Here is a 14,656-nt window from a genome sequence, read left to right as displayed (position 1 = left end):
CGAGGGACATGAGCATGAACAGCCCTGACAGTGAATTCGTCGAGCGTGCAGACCATTCGGTCTACGAAACACAGGAACCGGTGTTGTACAGCGTGGCAGAAGGGATCGCCACGCTGACCATGAACCGGCCAGGCTTCAACAACGCACAGAACTCGCAGATGACGTATGCGCTGGATGCGGCGCTGCGCCAGGCCGTCAACGATGACGCGGTCAAGGTCATTGTGCTGCGCGGGGCCGGCAAGCATTTTTCGGCCGGCCATGACATTGGCACGCCCGGGCGCGATATCAACAAACCCTTTGAGCGTGCACACCTGTGGTGGGACCACACCAACAAGCCCGGCGGCGAGCAGCTGTATGCCCGTGAGCAAGAGGTGTACCTGGGCATGTGCCGGCGCTGGCGTGAACTGCCCAAGCCGACCATTGCCATGGTCCAGGGTGCGTGTGTGGCCGGTGGGCTGATGCTGGCCTGGGTCTGCGACCTGATCGTGGCCAGCGACGATGCGTTTTTCCAGGACCCTGTGGTACGCATGGGCATTCCGGGGGTGGAGTACTTCGCCCACCCGTATGAGCTGAACCCGCGCATCGCCAAGGAGTTTCTGTTCACCGGCGACCGCATGAACGCCGAGCGCGCCTACCAGATGGGCATGGTCAATCGGGTACTGCCGCGCGAAGACCTGGAGCAGGGCACCTATGCGCTGGCGGCCGGTATTGCCCGGCAGCCGCGAATGGGCCTGGCACTGACCAAACAGGCCATCAACCACGTCGAGGACCTGCAGGGTAAACGCACGGCGATGGACGCCGCCTTTGCCTGGCACCACTTCGCCCATGCCCACAACGAGCTGCTGTCGGGTGACAAGCTGGGCGGTTTCGATGCCAAGGCCATGGCCCAGGCCAACAAGGCTGCTGCCAGTGGAGAGCAGGCATGAGCCGCTGGTTGTGTACGCCGCTGACCGAAGCCTTGGGCTGTCGCTACCCGATCGTGCAGACCGCCATGGGTTGGGTTGCAGACGCCAACCTGGTGATTGCCACGACCCGCGCCGGTGGTTTCGGTTTTCTGGCCGGGGCAACGATTGCGGCCGACGCCCTGGAAGGCGAGATCAACAAGGTCATCGCCGCCACCGGTGGCAGCAATTTTGGCCTCAACTTCCACATGTTCCAGGAAAACGCGGCGCAATGCGTTGACCTGGCGATTCGCTACCGCCTGCGTGCAGTCAGTTATGGGCGTGGCCCGGACAAACAGACCATCGCCCGTTTCAAGGCAGCCGGGGTGCTGTGCATCCCGACGGTGGGCGCACTCAAACACGCCCTGAAGGCAGTGGAACTGGGCGCAGACATGATCACCATCCAGGGCGGCGAGGGTGGCGGGCATACCGGTGGTGTGCCCAGTTCGATCCTCTTGCCCCAGGTACTTGCGGCGGTGTCGGTACCCGTGATTGCCGCAGGCGGTTACTCCACCGGCAGAGGCCTTGCCGGCGCGCTGGCGGCTGGCGCGGTGGGGATTGCCATGGGCACGCGCTTTCTGATGACCCGGGAGTCGCCTACGCCGTCGAGCACCTTGGTGCATTACCTGGAGGTCAACGACCCGCAACGGGTGCGAGTGACCACTGCGGTGGACGGCATGCGCCACCGCATGATCGAAAACCCGTTCATCAACCGCCTGGAGCAGGCCGGGCCATTCGGGCGCTTGCGCATCGCCTTGCGCAGCGCCTGGCAATGGAAGCAGCAAACCGGCATGAGCCTGGGCCATTTGTTCGGCGTCCTGCGCCAGGCCCTCAAGGAAGACCCTGGCGCGCTGTCGCAAACGGTGATGGCCGCCAACCAGCCGGTACTGCTGCAGCGTTCGATGATCGACGGTGTTCCGGACGAGGGCATCCTGCCCAGCGGCCAGGTGGCCGCCGCCATTGGCGAACTCAAGAGTTGCCAGCAAGTGATCGAAGAAATTGCCCAGGAAGCCGAGCGCTGCCTGGAAGCCCTATTGGCTCGCCACGGCGAACATCAGCCTGCCGAGCGTTGGAGAACACCCTCATGAGTCAAGCATTTACCACACAGATCGAGGCGGGCATCGCCGAGCTGGTGCTGGCCAAACCGCCGGTCAATGCCCTGGGCAGCCAGGAATGGATGGACCTGGCCCATCAGGTCGAAGCACTGGGCGCCAACCCTGACGTCCGGGTGATCGTCATCCGTGCCGAAGGGCGCGGTTTCTGCGCCGGTGTCGACATCAAGGAACTGGACGCCCACCCCGAACGCATCGTCGCGGTCAACGCCGGCAACTATGCGGCGTTCAAGGCGGTGCATCGCAACCCGGTGCCGGTCATCGTCGCCGTGCACGGCTTCGTCCTTGGTGGCGGTGTCGGCATTACCGGCGCTGCCGACATTGTCGTGGCCTCCGAGTGCGCCACCTTTGCCTTGCCAGAGGTCGACCGTGGGGCCATGGGCGGCGGTGCACACCTGCAGCGTTTGTTCCCGGTGCAGAAGGTTCGCTATCTGTTCTTCACCGGCGACAAGATCGGCGCCGCCGAGGCCGCGCAGTACGGCTTCATCGAGCGCGTGGTGCCCAAAGAGCAGCTGCGCGAAACCGCGCTGGAGATTGCCGGCAAAATCGCTGCCAAGAGCCCGGTGATGATCCGTATCGCCAAGGAAGCCCTCAACGGCATCGAGGACGGCAACCTGGAAGACAAATACCGCTGGGAGCAGGGCCTCACCCTGCAGGCCTACACCAGTCCGGATTCTGCGCAAACCCGCCGCGCCTTCGTCGAAAAACGCGACGCCAAGTTCTGAGAGGGTGCCATGGAACTCGCTTATACCCCCAAGCAAAAGGCCTTCCGCGAGGAAGTGCGTGAATGGCTGGCGGCCAATCAGCCGACTACGCCCCTGGCCAACTACGACACCCGTGAAGGGTTCGAGCAGCACCGCGCCTGGGAGGCGAAGCTGTTCGAGCAACGCCTGTCGATGGTCATGTGGCCCAAGGCCTACGGCGGGCGCGGTTGCGACCTGATCGAGTGGCTGATTTTCGAGGAAGAGTACTACGGCGCCGACGCGCCGATGCGCATCAACCAGAACGGTCAGCTGCTGCTCGGCCCGACGTTGATGGAGTTCGGGACCGAGGCGCAGAAGCAGCGCTTCCTGCCGCGCATGGCCTCCAGTGTCGACATGTGGGCCCAGGGCTGGTCCGAGCCCAATGCCGGCTCCGACATGGCGGCGATCACCAGCAAGGCTATCCGCGACGGCGATCACTATGTGCTCAACGGGCAGAAAACCTGGTCCAGCCGCGCACTGTTTGCCGACTGGCTGTTTGGCCTGTTCCGCAGCGACCCGGCCTCGACCCGGCACAACGGCCTGTCGTTCGTGATGGTGCCGCTGGATGCCCCGGGCGTGACCATCCGGCCGATCAAGGCGCTGAACGGCAAGAACACCTTCGCCGAAGTGTTTTTCGACGATGTGCGCGTGCCGGTTGAAAACTGCATTGGCGCCGAAGGCCAGGGCTGGCACGTGGCGATGGCCACTGCGGGCTTTGAGCGAGGGTTGCTGTTGCGTTCGCCGGCACGGTTCCAGGCCACGGCGCGCAAGTTGGTACAGCTGTACAACGCCAACCGCCAGAGCGCCGACCGCGACCCGAGCATCCGCGATGCGGTTGTCGAGGCCTGGCTGGGCGCTGAAGGCTATGCGCTGTCGTCCTATCACACTGTCGGGCGTTTGAGCCGTGGCGCGCAGATCGGCGCCGAGTCGAGCATCAACAAGATCATCTGGTCGGAGCTCGACCTGAAGATGCACGAAACCGCCATGCGCATCCTTGGCGCGCGCGGCGAGCTGTTGAGCAGCGCTGCGCAAGCGGTCGAAGGCGCCTGGCTTGATGGCTTCCTGTTCGCTCAGGCCGGGCCGATCTACGCCGGCACCAACGAAATCCAGCGCAACATCATTGCCGAGCGCATGCTCGGCCTGCCGAAATAGGAGCCGGCCATGGACTTTACCTTTACCGATGATCAGCTCACGTTTCGCGAAGCCATCAGCCGTTTCCTGATGACCGAGGCGGCGCCCGAGATGCTGCGTGAGATCTGGGAAACCGATACAGGCCGCTCCACAGACTTGCGCAACAAGATTGCCGGGCAGGGCCTGACGGCATTGTCGGTCCCCGAGCAGTTCGGCGGCCTGGGCATGGACGATGTGGCCTGGACGCTGATGACCCAGGAGCTGGGTTACTACGCCATCCCGGACTCGCTGGCCGACACGGCGTATGTGGTTACCGGGCTGCTGAATGGCCTGCCCGACGACAACCCGGTCAAAGCCCGCCTGTTGCCGCGTATCGCCGAAGGCAGCGTGCGCCTGGCAATCGGCCACCCGATCAACCCGCTGGTGCCCGATGCTCCGCTGGCCGAGTGGCTGATCCTTGCCCACGGCGATGAAGTGCATGCGGTGCCGCGTGCGCAGGTGGACGTACAGGCCAACGCCAGTATCGATGCCTCCAGGCGCCTGGGGCTGGTGAGCTGGCAGCCAACGCCTGACACCCTGCTGGTCGGCGGCGCACAGGGGCGGGCCTTGTGGGCCGAGACCCTGAACCGCGGCGCCTTGTCGGTGGCCGGGCAGCTGCTCGGGCTGGCCCAGCGGATCCTTGACCTGTCGGTGGACTACGTGGCCCAGCGCAAGCAGTTCGGCAAGCCGATCGGCAGCTTCCAGGCGGTCAAGCATCACCTGGCCGATGTCGCCTGCAAGATCGAGTTCGCCAAACCTGTGTTGTACCGCGCGGCCTATGCCCTGGCCCAGGGTGATTGCCGCGCCGACGTCTATGTTTCGCAGGCCAGGCTGGCCTGTTGCGATGCCAGCTGGCTGGCGGCGCGCCAGGGTATCCAGGTGCACGGGGCGATGGGTTACACCTGGGAAGTCGACCTGCAGATGTTCATGAAGCGTGTGTGGTCGCTGGACCCGTCCTGGGGCGACCGTGCCACCCATAAAACCCGCGTCGCCGCCTATGTGCTCAGCGATGAAGCCCGGCTTGGGCCGGGCGCCACCTTCGAGGACTGAGCCATGCCCCAAGCGTATATCGTCGATGCCTTGCGCAGCCCAACGGGCAAACGCAAAGGCAGCCTGGCCCATGTGCATGCCATTGACCTGGGCGCGCATGTGTTGAACGCGCTGGTCGAGCGCAATGCCATTCCAGCCCACGAGTATGACGACGTGATTTTCGGCTGTGTCGACGCCATCGGCTCGCAAGCAGGCGACATTGCCCGCACCAGCTGGCTGGCTGCCGGCTTGCCGCTGAACGTACCGGGAACCACGGTCGACCGGCAGTGTGGGTCGTCGCAACAGGCGCTGCATTTTGCCGCCCAGGCGGTGATGAGCGGCATGCAGGAGGTGGTGGCTGTGGGTGGCGTGCAGACCATGACCCAGATCCCGATCTCGTCGGCGATGCTCGCCGGGCAACCGCTGGGCTTCAGCGACCCGTTTTCCGGCAGCAAAGGCTGGCAGGCGCGCTTTGGCCAGCAGCCGGTCAATCAGTTCTACGCTGCCCAGCGCATCGCCGATCACTGGCAGATCAGCCGGAAAGACATGGAAGTGTTTGCCCTGGAAAGCCATCGTCGTGCCCTGGCGGCCGCAGATGCCGGCTATTTCGCCAGCGAGATCGTTGCCTGCGAAGGCCTGGCCTTCGATGAAACACCGCGGGTCAGCAGCCTGGAGAAAATGGCCAGCCTGGAGCCTGTAAGCGCTGAATTCCCGTCGATCACCGCTGCCGTATCGAGCCAGACCTGCGATGCCTCGGCGGCGTTACTGGTGGTCTCGGAGGCTGCGCTCAAGCGCTACAACCTGACCCCCAGGGCGCGTATTCATCACCTGTCGGTGCTCGGCGACGACCCGATCTGGCACCTGACGGCACCGATTGCAGCCACCCGTGCGGCGCTCAAGAAGGCTGGCCTGCGCATGGCCGATATCGACCTGGTGGAAATCAACGAGGCCTTCGCCTCGGTGGTCATGGCCTGGGCCAAGGAGCTCGACTACGACCCGGCTCGCACCAACGTCAATGGCGGCGCCATCGCCCTTGGCCACCCGCTGGGCGCTACCGGTGCGCGCTTGATGACCACCTTGCTGCATTCGCTTGAACGCAGCGGCGGGCGTTATGGCCTGCAAACCATGTGCGAAGGCGGCGGCCAGGCCAACGTCAGCATCATCGAACGGCTTTGAAGCCGCCCACACTCAACAACAGGAAAACACCCTATGGGAATCTGTGCAGGTCGTACCGCGATCATCACCGGTGCCGGTGGCGGTCTGGGCCGCGCGTATGCGTTGGCATTTGCCGCTGAAGGCGCCAATGTGGTGGTCAATGATATTCGTCGCGAGGCCGCCGAGGCGGTGGTCGACGAAATTTGCTCGAATGGTGGCCGGGCAATCGCCAATGACGGCGACATCACCACCCTGAGCAGCGCCCAAGGCATCGTCGATGCTGCACTGGCGGCGTTCGGCGAAGTGCATGTGCTGGTCAACAACGCCGGGGTGCTGCGTGATCGCATGTTCATCAGCCTGTCGGAAGAGGACTGGGACATGGTGATGCGCGTGCACCTCAAGGGGCATTATTGCCTGGCCAACATCCTTGGCCGGCGCTGGCGCGATCAGGCCAAGGCCGGTACGCCGGTGGCGGCGCGCATTATCAACACCAGTTCCGGCGCCGGCTTGCAGGGCTCGATCGGGCAATCCAACTATGCGGCGGCCAAAGGCGGTATCGCCTCGCTGACCCTGGTGCAGGCGGCAGAACTGGCCCGCTATGGCGTTACCGCCAACGCCCTGGCCCCGGCGGCGCGCACGGCGATGACCGAAAGCGCAATGCCGGACATGGTCAAGAAACCCGATGACGACAGCTTCGACGCCTGGGCGGCAGAGAACGTCGCGCCTTTGGTGGTATGGCTGGGCAGCGAGGCTTCCGGGCATGTCAGCGGCCAGCTGTTCGAAAGCCAGGGCGGCCGGATCTCCCTCGGTGATGGCTGGCGCACCGGCGTCACCCGCGACAAGGGGGCGCGCTGGCAGGTCGCTGAAGTAGGGGCCGCGGTCGATGCGATCCTCAACGAAGCACCCAAGGCGCAAAAGGTCTGGGGCACGTAAGCGCGGCTTGATGCACTGGCGTCGGCGTTGCCGGCGCCTGCCCCTGATTCCCTCGCGACATCCGACCCCGTCCGTTTTGACGATGTGCCTGCCCCCAGCGGCCTTTATACCTGTCGACAACCTGTTTTCTGTCAGAGGTATACCGCGTGAAACAAGCCCCTCCTTATGTGCCAGGCCACCAGTTGCTGGCTGGCAAATCCGTACTCATCACTGCCGCCGCCGGCGCTGGCATCGGCTATGCCGCGGCCCGGCGCTGCGCCGAAGAAGGCTGCCGCGCCCTGATGATTTCCGATGTCCATCCCCGGCGCCTGGAGCAGGCGGTTGAACAGCTGAAGGCCGACACCGGCTTGCAGGCCGTGTACGGCCAGCTGTGCAACGTCACCGTCGAGACCGAAGTGCAAGCCCTGGTCACCGCCGCCGAACAAACCCTTGGCGGCGTCGATGTGCTGATCAACAACGCAGGCCTTGGTGGCTCCAGGCGGGTTACCGAGATGAGCGATGAGGAGTGGCTGCGGGTGATCGACGTGACCCTCACCGGCACCTTCCGCATGACCCGCGCGATGCTGCCGCATATGGAACGCCGAGGGAGCGGGGCGATCGTCAACAACGCGTCGGTGCTTGGCTGGCGTGCGCAGAAAGAGCAGGCGCACTACGCCGCCGCCAAGGCCGGGGTCATGGCGCTGACCCGCTGCAGTGCGCTGGAAGCCGCCGAGAGCGGGGTGCGCATCAACGCCGTGTCGCCGTCGATTGCCTTGCACGAATTTCTCAAGAAGGCCAGCAGCGAAGAACTGCTGGCCAAACTGGCCGACCGTGAAGCCTTTGGCCGCGCCGCTGAAGTCTGGGAAGTCGCCAACGTCATGATCTTCCTGGCCAGCGACTACGCCTCCTACATGGTCGGCGAAGTGCTGTCGGTCAGTTCACAACAGGGTTGAGGGCACCCCATGAGCACCCGATTCAGTAGCGCCGAGCAAATGCTCAAGGCCCAGGGCCTGGACCTGGGCGTCACCGACTGGCTGCAGCTGACCCAGGCACGGGTCAACCTGTTTGCCGAAGCCACGGGCGATCAGCAGTGGATACATGTCGACCCCGAGCGCGCCGCCAATGGCCCGTTCGGGGCGTGCATCGCCCATGGCTACCTGACCCTGGCCCTGGCCAACCTGTTCATGCCGCAGCTGATGAGCATCGACAACATGGCCATGGGGGTGAACTACGGCACCGACCGCGTGCGTTTCCCCTCTGTGGTGAAAGTCGGTGCGCGGGTACGTGGCCGAGGCCAGGTCGTCAGCGCCGAGCTGATCGGCAGCGCGGTACAGCTGGTGGTGCGCATCAGCGTCGAGATCGAGGGCGCCGAACGCCCTGGCTGCGTGGTCGACACCATCAGCCGTTACACCTTCAATCCCATCACCGAGTGAGCCTGTTCATGGACAAGCAAGACGTTGTAATCGTAGCGACTGCCCGTACCGCGCTGAGCAAATCCTTTCGCGGCGCTTTCAACGACACCGAAGCCCCGGTGCTTGGCGGCCATGTGGTACGCGCGGTGGTCGAGCGGGCCGGTATCGAGCCCGGCGCGGTGGATGACGTGATCATGGGCGCGGCGGTACAGCAGGGCACCCAGGGCTACAACATTGGCAGGCTGTGCGCCTACACCGGTGGTTTGCCCGACAGCGTGCCGGGCATGGCTCTGGACCGTATGTGCGCCTCAGGCCTGATCAGTATCGGCATGGCGGCGAAGAACATTCTGGCCGGTGAAATGAGCATTGCCATCGGCGGGGGTGTCGAGTCGCTGTCGCTGACCCAGAACAAGCACAAGAACACCTACCGCAACCAGTCAGAGGCGGTACTGGCGTGCATGCCAAGCGCCTATATCCCGATGATCGAAACCGCCGAGATCGTTGCCCGGCGCTATGGCATCAGCCGCGCGGCCCAGGACGACTACTCGCTGCAAAGCCAGCAGCGCACGGCGGCCGCCCAGCGCGACGGCCTGTTCGACGAAGAAATCGTACCCCTGCAAGTGCGCAAGCTGCGCTTTGACAAGGAAGGCCAGCCCGATGGCCATGAGCAGGTGGTGGCCGAGCGCGACGAGTGCAACCGTCCTTCGACCCGTTTCGAAGACCTGGCAGCGCTCAAACCCGTGTGGAAGAACGGCCAATGGGTCGAGCAGGGCGAGTTCATTACCGCCGGCAACGCCTCGCAATTCTCCGATGGCGCCTCGGCCAGCTTGCTGATGAGCCGCGCCGAGGCCGCCCGGCGTGGCCTGAAGCCGCTGGGGACTTACCGCGGCATCGCCGTGGCCGGCTGCGCGCCGGAAGAGATGGGCATCGGCCCGGTGCTGGCGGTGCCCAAACTGCTCAACCGCTTCGGTTTGAGCGTGGCCGACATCGGGCTGTGGGAAATCAACGAAGCCTTTGCCTGCCAGGTCCTGCAGTGCCGCGACGCCCTGGGCATCCCCCCGGAGCGCCTGAACGTCAACGGCGGGGCCATTTCGATTGGTCACCCGTTCGGCATGTCGGGTGCGCGCATGGTTGGGCACAGTCTGTTGGAGGGGCGCCGTCGCGGCGTGCGCTACGTGGTCGTGGCCATGTGCATCGGGGGTGGCATGGGCGCGGCGGGGCTTTTCGAGCTGGACTGACCCGCGGTTTCGTCGATCGGCACCGGGGTAGGCCATTTGGACGATGTCCCGCAGGCCGAGCAGACGGACTATCTACACACCTCAGTCAACAACGGTTGCAAGCACCGCGCCTCGGTGGCGCGGTGATTCACGACTACAAGAACAAGAGGGTGGACCGTATGTCTATTGTCGAGCGCCTGGATGTCGCTGCACGCAGTCGCCCATGCGCCAAGCTTATTGCCTATTTCGTGTGCATCACGGTCGCCGCAATCGTTGCGCTGGCATTTACCCCACGCGGCGCACTGAACATCGCCCAGACCACGCTGAATACCGAACGCATGCAGATAAACGGCCTGCTCAACCTGGGCACGCGCCAGGTGGCGGTGGGTGAGCGCGGCACCATCCTCACCAGCGATGACCGCGGCCGCACCTGGCAACAAGCCACGGTCGAGCCGCAACGCCAGATTTCCCTGACGGCGCTGACCGCGTTAAACCCCGAGCAGTTGGTTGCCGTTGGCCAGGACAGCCTGATTCTGCGCTCCAATGACGCCGGCAGCAGCTGGCAGGAGGTTCATTTCGACCCCGATGCAGGCGAGCCGTTGCTGGGTGCCTGGGCAGCCGGTGGCGATCAGGTGGTCGTGTTCGGCAGCTACGGCAAGTTCTATCAGTCCGACGATGCCGGACGCAGCTGGCGCGCGCTGGCGCTGGAGGTCGACCGCGCCCATCTCAATGCAATGGACGGCGGCAGCGATGGCCGGCGCATGCTGGTGGGCGAGCAGGGGCTGGTGCTGCGCAGCGCCGATAACGGCCAGCACTGGCAACAGCTGCCGGCGTTCTACAACGGCTCGTTATTTGGCGTGGCTCGCCTGAGTGCCCAGCGTTGGGTGACCTACGGCATGCGCGGCCATGTGTTTGTCACCGACAACTTCGGTGAGCAGTGGCAGGCGATCAAGGTCGGCAATACCCAGCCGCTTTATGGCCATGTAGTGCTCCCGGACCACAGCGGCGTACTGATTGTCGGCGGCGGCAGCTCGATGGTGCGCCTGGACGCAGACGGCCGCTTGATCGGCACCACCCGGCAACCGGGGTTGGGCACCTTGACCTCAGCCATTGTGGTGGGCACCGATCAACTACTAGTAGCCGGCGAACGGGGCGTTTTCCAGGGGAACGGCAACAGCGTTGCCGCGCTGGGCAAAGGAGAGCAAGTTCATGAAGTACGCTAAAGCCCGGTCCGGGCGCATGGTCGAGCGCTGCGCCGACCTGCTGTTGGCACGACGCAAATTGCTGTTGACGGTATTCCTGCTGCTGACCCTGGGCCTGGGCTACAGCGCCACCCATACCCAACTCGACCCTGGTTTCAACAAGCAGATTCCGGTGCGACATGAGTACATGCTCAACTTCCTCGATTTCAGCCAGTACTTCACCGGCGCCAACCGCTTTCTGGTCAGTGTCAGGTGGAAGGGCGAGGGCGACATCTACAACCCGGAGTTTCTCGACACCCTGCGCAAGGTGACTGACGATGTGTTCTTTATCAACGGGGTCAGACGCGCCAGCGTAACCTCGCTGTTCACCGCCAACGTGCGTTACATCGAAATCACCGAAGAAGGTTTTTTTGGTGACGTGGTGGTACCGCCACGCTTCACCGCCAGCGCCGAAGACCTGGCTCAGGTGCGCAGCAACGCCGCGCGCTCCGGGCAGGTCGGGCGGCTGGTGGCCAATGACCTGAAGTCAGCCATGGTCCGTGCAGACTTGCAGGACGTGGACCCACAGACGGGCAAATCGGTCAGTTATGTTGAAGTCGCCGAGCGGTTGGAAGCCATTCGCGACAAATACAGCAGCGATCAGGTCGAGATCAACATCGTCGGTTTCGCCAAGCTGGTGGGTGATGTGGTCGAGGGGCTGATGACCGTGATCGGCTTTTTTGTCGTCGCCTTCCTGATCACAGGCCTGTTGCTGTGGCTGTATTCACGCTCGTTGCGCCTGACCGTAGTGGCGCTGTTGGTGGCTTTGCTGCCGGTGGTGTGGCTGTTGGGCTTGTTGCCGCTGATGGGCCTGGGGATTGACCCGATGTCGATACTGGTGCCGTTCCTGATTTTCTCCATCGGTGTTTCGCACGCTGTGCAGATGACCAATGCCTGGAAACAGGAAGTGCTGGCCGGCAAGGATTCGCTGCAGGCGGCGCGCCTGGCCTTTTGCAAGATCTTCATTCCAGGCTCCCTGGCGTTGTTGATGAATGCCCTGGGCTTTGCCGTGATCATGCTGATCGACATCCCGATCGTGCATGAACTGGGGGTGACGGCCTGCATCGGTGTGATGCTGATGATCATCACCAACAAGCTGATGTTGCCGATCATTATTTCCTACCTGCGCCTGGAACGTAGCGTGCTGAGCAAGGAACGCAACCAGCAGCAGGGCAGGCACCCGCTGTGGTGGCGCTTGTCGGCGCTGGCCGAACCGCGTCCGGCCCTGGCGGTGCTGGTGCTCAGCGTGATGCTGCTGAGCCTGGCGGTGTTCAAGGCACGCCAGCTGGAAGTCGGTGACATCGGTGCAGGCGCACCGGAGCTGCGCGCCGAGTCACGCTACAACCAGGACAACAGCAAAATTGTCAGCAGCTATTCCATCGGCCTGGATGTGCTGGCGGTGTTTGTGCAGGCACAGGGCCTGGAGGAGGCGTGCCTGTCACCGTCGGTGATGCGTGCGGTGGAGGCCTTCGACTTCCAGATGCGCAGCGTCACTGGCGTGCAGTCGGTGCAGTCGGTGGCCGGTTTTGGCAAGACGGTGATTGCCGGCAACAACGAAGGCAACCCTCGCTGGGCGGCGATACCGGGGTCGGCCCGGGGCTTGAGCCAAGGCGCCCGTGCCTATATGCCCGAGGACGGCCTGGTGACCGATGGCTGCCAGCAGATGCAGATTCTGGTGTTTCTCACCGACCACGATGGCGCCACGGTGTCGCATGTGGTCAAGGAGGCCAAGCGGATCATTGCCCAGGTGCAGGTGCCGGAAATCAGGTTCTTCCTCGGCGGTGGCAACGTCGGGGTGATGGCGGCCTCCAACGATGCGGTCAAGCGCGCCGAGGTGCTGATGCTGGTGGCGTTGTTTGGCTCGGTGCTGTTGTTCTGCTGGTTGACCTTCAAGTCGTTGCGCGCAGTGTTGTGCATCCTGGTGCCGCTGGCCATCGTGGCGGTACTGTGCAATGCGCTGATGGCCATGCTGGGCATCGGGCTGAAGGTGGCGACCCTGCCAGTGATGGCGCTTGGCGTCGGCGTGGGGGTTGACTACGGCATCTACCTGTACGAGCGGATCCAGCACGAAATGGCCGAGGGCGCCGACCTGCGCCAGGCGTTCTACCAGGCCATGTGCCAACGCGGTACAGCGGCCGTTTTCACTGCGCTGACCATGTCGATCGGGGTGTGCACCTGGGCCTTTGCACCGCTGAAGTTCCAGGCCGATATGGGGGTATTGCTATCGTTCATGTTTCTGGTCAATGTACTTGGGGCAATTTTCCTGCTTCCGGCTTTGGCCGCCTGGTTCAACCTCGGTAAACCCCTGGTTGCGGTCAAGGCGGACCGTGCAGCGCGCGCACACGTGTTTGAATCATAACAATAAAAGCGGGCACGGCCTGGTCTGTGCCCCGCGAGGAGACGGGCGATGGGAAATTCCACCTTGGGGTTTGAAGCGCTGGCAGAAATGGGTATGGAGCTGGCTGAATATGACACGCTCATCGGCGAGTTCTACGATGGTTCGCTGAACCACAAGTTGATGGCCAAGACCCTGCGCCACGTACGCAGCCTGTACCAGGCCAATTACGTCACCTTGATTTTGAGAGTGCCTGAGCAGCCGGACCTGGGCCTGATGATTGTGGTCGGTGATATCGAAGGCGAGGGGGAGGTGAGTTACTGGGCCTACCCGCAAGCCGTCACCCCCTTCAGCAACCCGCCGATGGACCAGGTGTTCACCGTCGAAGACCTGATGACCGAAGCCGAGTGGGCCAATTCGGTCTACTACAAGACTTACGGTACCGTGCACGACACCTACCACATCATGGGTGCCGACGTTTCCACCCCCGATGGCGGCAAGCTGCGCTTTCGCATTACCCGGCCCAAAGCCGCGCCCAAATTTACCGCCTCCGAGCGCACCCTGTGTGAAATGATCCTGCCGCATCTGCGCCGTGCGATGCACGTGCACAACCTGCTCGACCGCAGCGAGTCGATCAGTGAGCTGTATGCCCAGGCCATCAGCCGTTTGTCAGTGGCCACCATCGTGCTTGACCAGAATGGCAGCGTGCTGCGCCTGAACCCGGTGGCCAGCGAGCTGCTGGAACAGGCGGATGGCCTGAAACTGGTGGGTGGGCGCCTTGAGGCCACTTATCCCAGCGATAACCGCGAGCTGCAGCGCCTGGTGCGCAATGCCTTTGCCCGCGACGCCAGTAGCGAACAGGTCAGCACCGCGGCCGAAGCGATGTCGGTGGCCAGGCCATCGGGGCAGGTCAACCTGGGGGTGGTGATCGAGGCCATCCCCACCCAGGACTGGGCCGAGGGCAAGAGTAAACCTGCGGTGGTGGTATACATCCGCGACGCGGTTGGCCGCTCCATGGCCAGCGAAACGGTGACCAAGCAGCTGTTCAACCTGACCCGGGCCGAAACCGCACTGGCCATGGAACTGGCTAACGGCCTGTCGCTTGAAGAGGCCGCCGAAGTATTGAATGTGCGCCGCAACACCGCACGGGCGCATTTGCGTTCGATCTTTTCGAAGACGGGTGTACGCCGCCAGACGGAGTTGGTGCGCATCATCCTCAACAGTGTGGTTGCCTTGGGAAAGCCCAAGCTGGCAGCGCTGCCAAACGATAAACCGGAAAAGCCGGTGTTGAAACTGGCCACCCCGGCGCGCAATAGCGCCTGACCTTCGCCCTGGATACCCGAACGCCCCGGTCCTGCTTGCAAGGCCGGGGCGTTTTAGTCCGTGCGG

13 protein-coding genes are annotated in these 14,656 nt (G+C 63.7%); all 13 read left to right on the top strand.

The window, feature by feature from the left end; all coding sequences use genetic code 11:
• Window positions 1–14: 14 nt before the first annotated feature.
• Window positions 15–926 carry an enoyl-CoA hydratase gene (locus AK81_RS14575; protein WP_043200075.1) on the top strand — a complete coding sequence of 304 codons (912 nt, stop codon included), beginning with the start codon at window positions 15–17 and terminating at the stop codon, window positions 924–926.
• The gene (locus AK81_RS14570; RefSeq protein WP_043199975.1) at window positions 923–2,029 is read left to right on the top strand and encodes an NAD(P)H-dependent flavin oxidoreductase; all 1,107 of its coding nucleotides are present in this window, start codon (window positions 923–925) and stop codon (window positions 2,027–2,029) included. Before AK81_RS14575 ends, AK81_RS14570 begins: the two co-directional genes overlap by 4 nt.
• Window positions 2,026–2,778 carry an enoyl-CoA hydratase family protein gene (locus tag AK81_RS14565; protein ID WP_043199974.1) on the top strand — a complete coding sequence of 251 codons (753 nt, stop codon included), beginning with the start codon at window positions 2,026–2,028 and terminating at the stop codon, window positions 2,776–2,778. The genes AK81_RS14570 and AK81_RS14565 overlap by 4 nt, the downstream gene beginning before the upstream one ends.
• A 9-nt stretch (window positions 2,779–2,787) precedes the next feature.
• Window positions 2,788–3,948, top strand: coding sequence for an acyl-CoA dehydrogenase family protein (locus AK81_RS14560; RefSeq protein WP_043199973.1), 1,161 nt, complete (start codon window positions 2,788–2,790; stop codon window positions 3,946–3,948).
• 9 nt (window positions 3,949–3,957) lie between these two features.
• Window positions 3,958–5,016: an acyl-CoA dehydrogenase family protein gene (locus AK81_RS14555; RefSeq protein ID WP_043199972.1), complete on the top strand. Its 1,059-nt coding sequence runs from the start codon at window positions 3,958–3,960 to the stop codon at window positions 5,014–5,016.
• A gap of 3 nt (window positions 5,017–5,019) precedes the next feature.
• Entirely contained in the window at window positions 5,020–6,171 is a 1,152-nt protein-coding gene (locus AK81_RS14550; protein ID WP_043199971.1) for an acetyl-CoA C-acetyltransferase, read from the top strand.
• Window positions 6,172–6,204: 33 nt separating this feature from the next.
• A complete protein-coding gene (locus tag AK81_RS14545) occupies window positions 6,205–7,083 on the top strand; it encodes an SDR family oxidoreductase (RefSeq protein WP_043199969.1) in 879 nt (292 codons plus the stop codon).
• A 146-nt stretch (window positions 7,084–7,229) separates the two neighbouring features.
• A complete protein-coding gene (locus AK81_RS14540) occupies window positions 7,230–8,015 on the top strand; it encodes an SDR family oxidoreductase (protein ID WP_043199968.1) in 786 nt (261 codons plus the stop codon).
• A 9-nt stretch (window positions 8,016–8,024) separates the two neighbouring features.
• A complete protein-coding gene (locus tag AK81_RS14535; RefSeq protein WP_043199967.1) occupies window positions 8,025–8,495 on the top strand; it encodes a MaoC family dehydratase in 471 nt (156 codons plus the stop codon).
• 8 nt (window positions 8,496–8,503) lie between these two features.
• A complete protein-coding gene (locus AK81_RS14530; protein WP_043199966.1) occupies window positions 8,504–9,712 on the top strand; it encodes an acetyl-CoA C-acyltransferase in 1,209 nt (402 codons plus the stop codon).
• Window positions 9,713–9,870: 158 nt separating this feature from the next.
• On the top strand, window positions 9,871–10,914 hold the full coding sequence (locus tag AK81_RS14525) for a WD40/YVTN/BNR-like repeat-containing protein (protein ID WP_050491884.1): 1,044 nt from the start codon (window positions 9,871–9,873) through the stop codon (window positions 10,912–10,914).
• Complete coding sequence (locus AK81_RS14520; RefSeq protein ID WP_043199965.1) at window positions 10,901–13,291, top strand: efflux RND transporter permease subunit; 2,391 nt, start codon at window positions 10,901–10,903, stop codon at window positions 13,289–13,291. The genes AK81_RS14525 and AK81_RS14520 overlap by 14 nt, the downstream gene beginning before the upstream one ends.
• Window positions 13,292–13,339: 48 nt before the next feature.
• Entirely contained in the window at window positions 13,340–14,590 is a 1,251-nt protein-coding gene (locus tag AK81_RS14515) for a helix-turn-helix transcriptional regulator (protein ID WP_043199964.1), read from the top strand.
• Window positions 14,591–14,656 lie beyond the last annotated feature (66 nt).

The sequence above is a fragment of the Pseudomonas putida W15Oct28 genome, assembly GCF_000708715.2.
GTDB lineage: Bacteria > Pseudomonadota > Gammaproteobacteria > Pseudomonadales > Pseudomonadaceae > Aquipseudomonas > Aquipseudomonas putida_R.
This window is presented reverse-complemented; position numbering and strand designations above follow the sequence as displayed.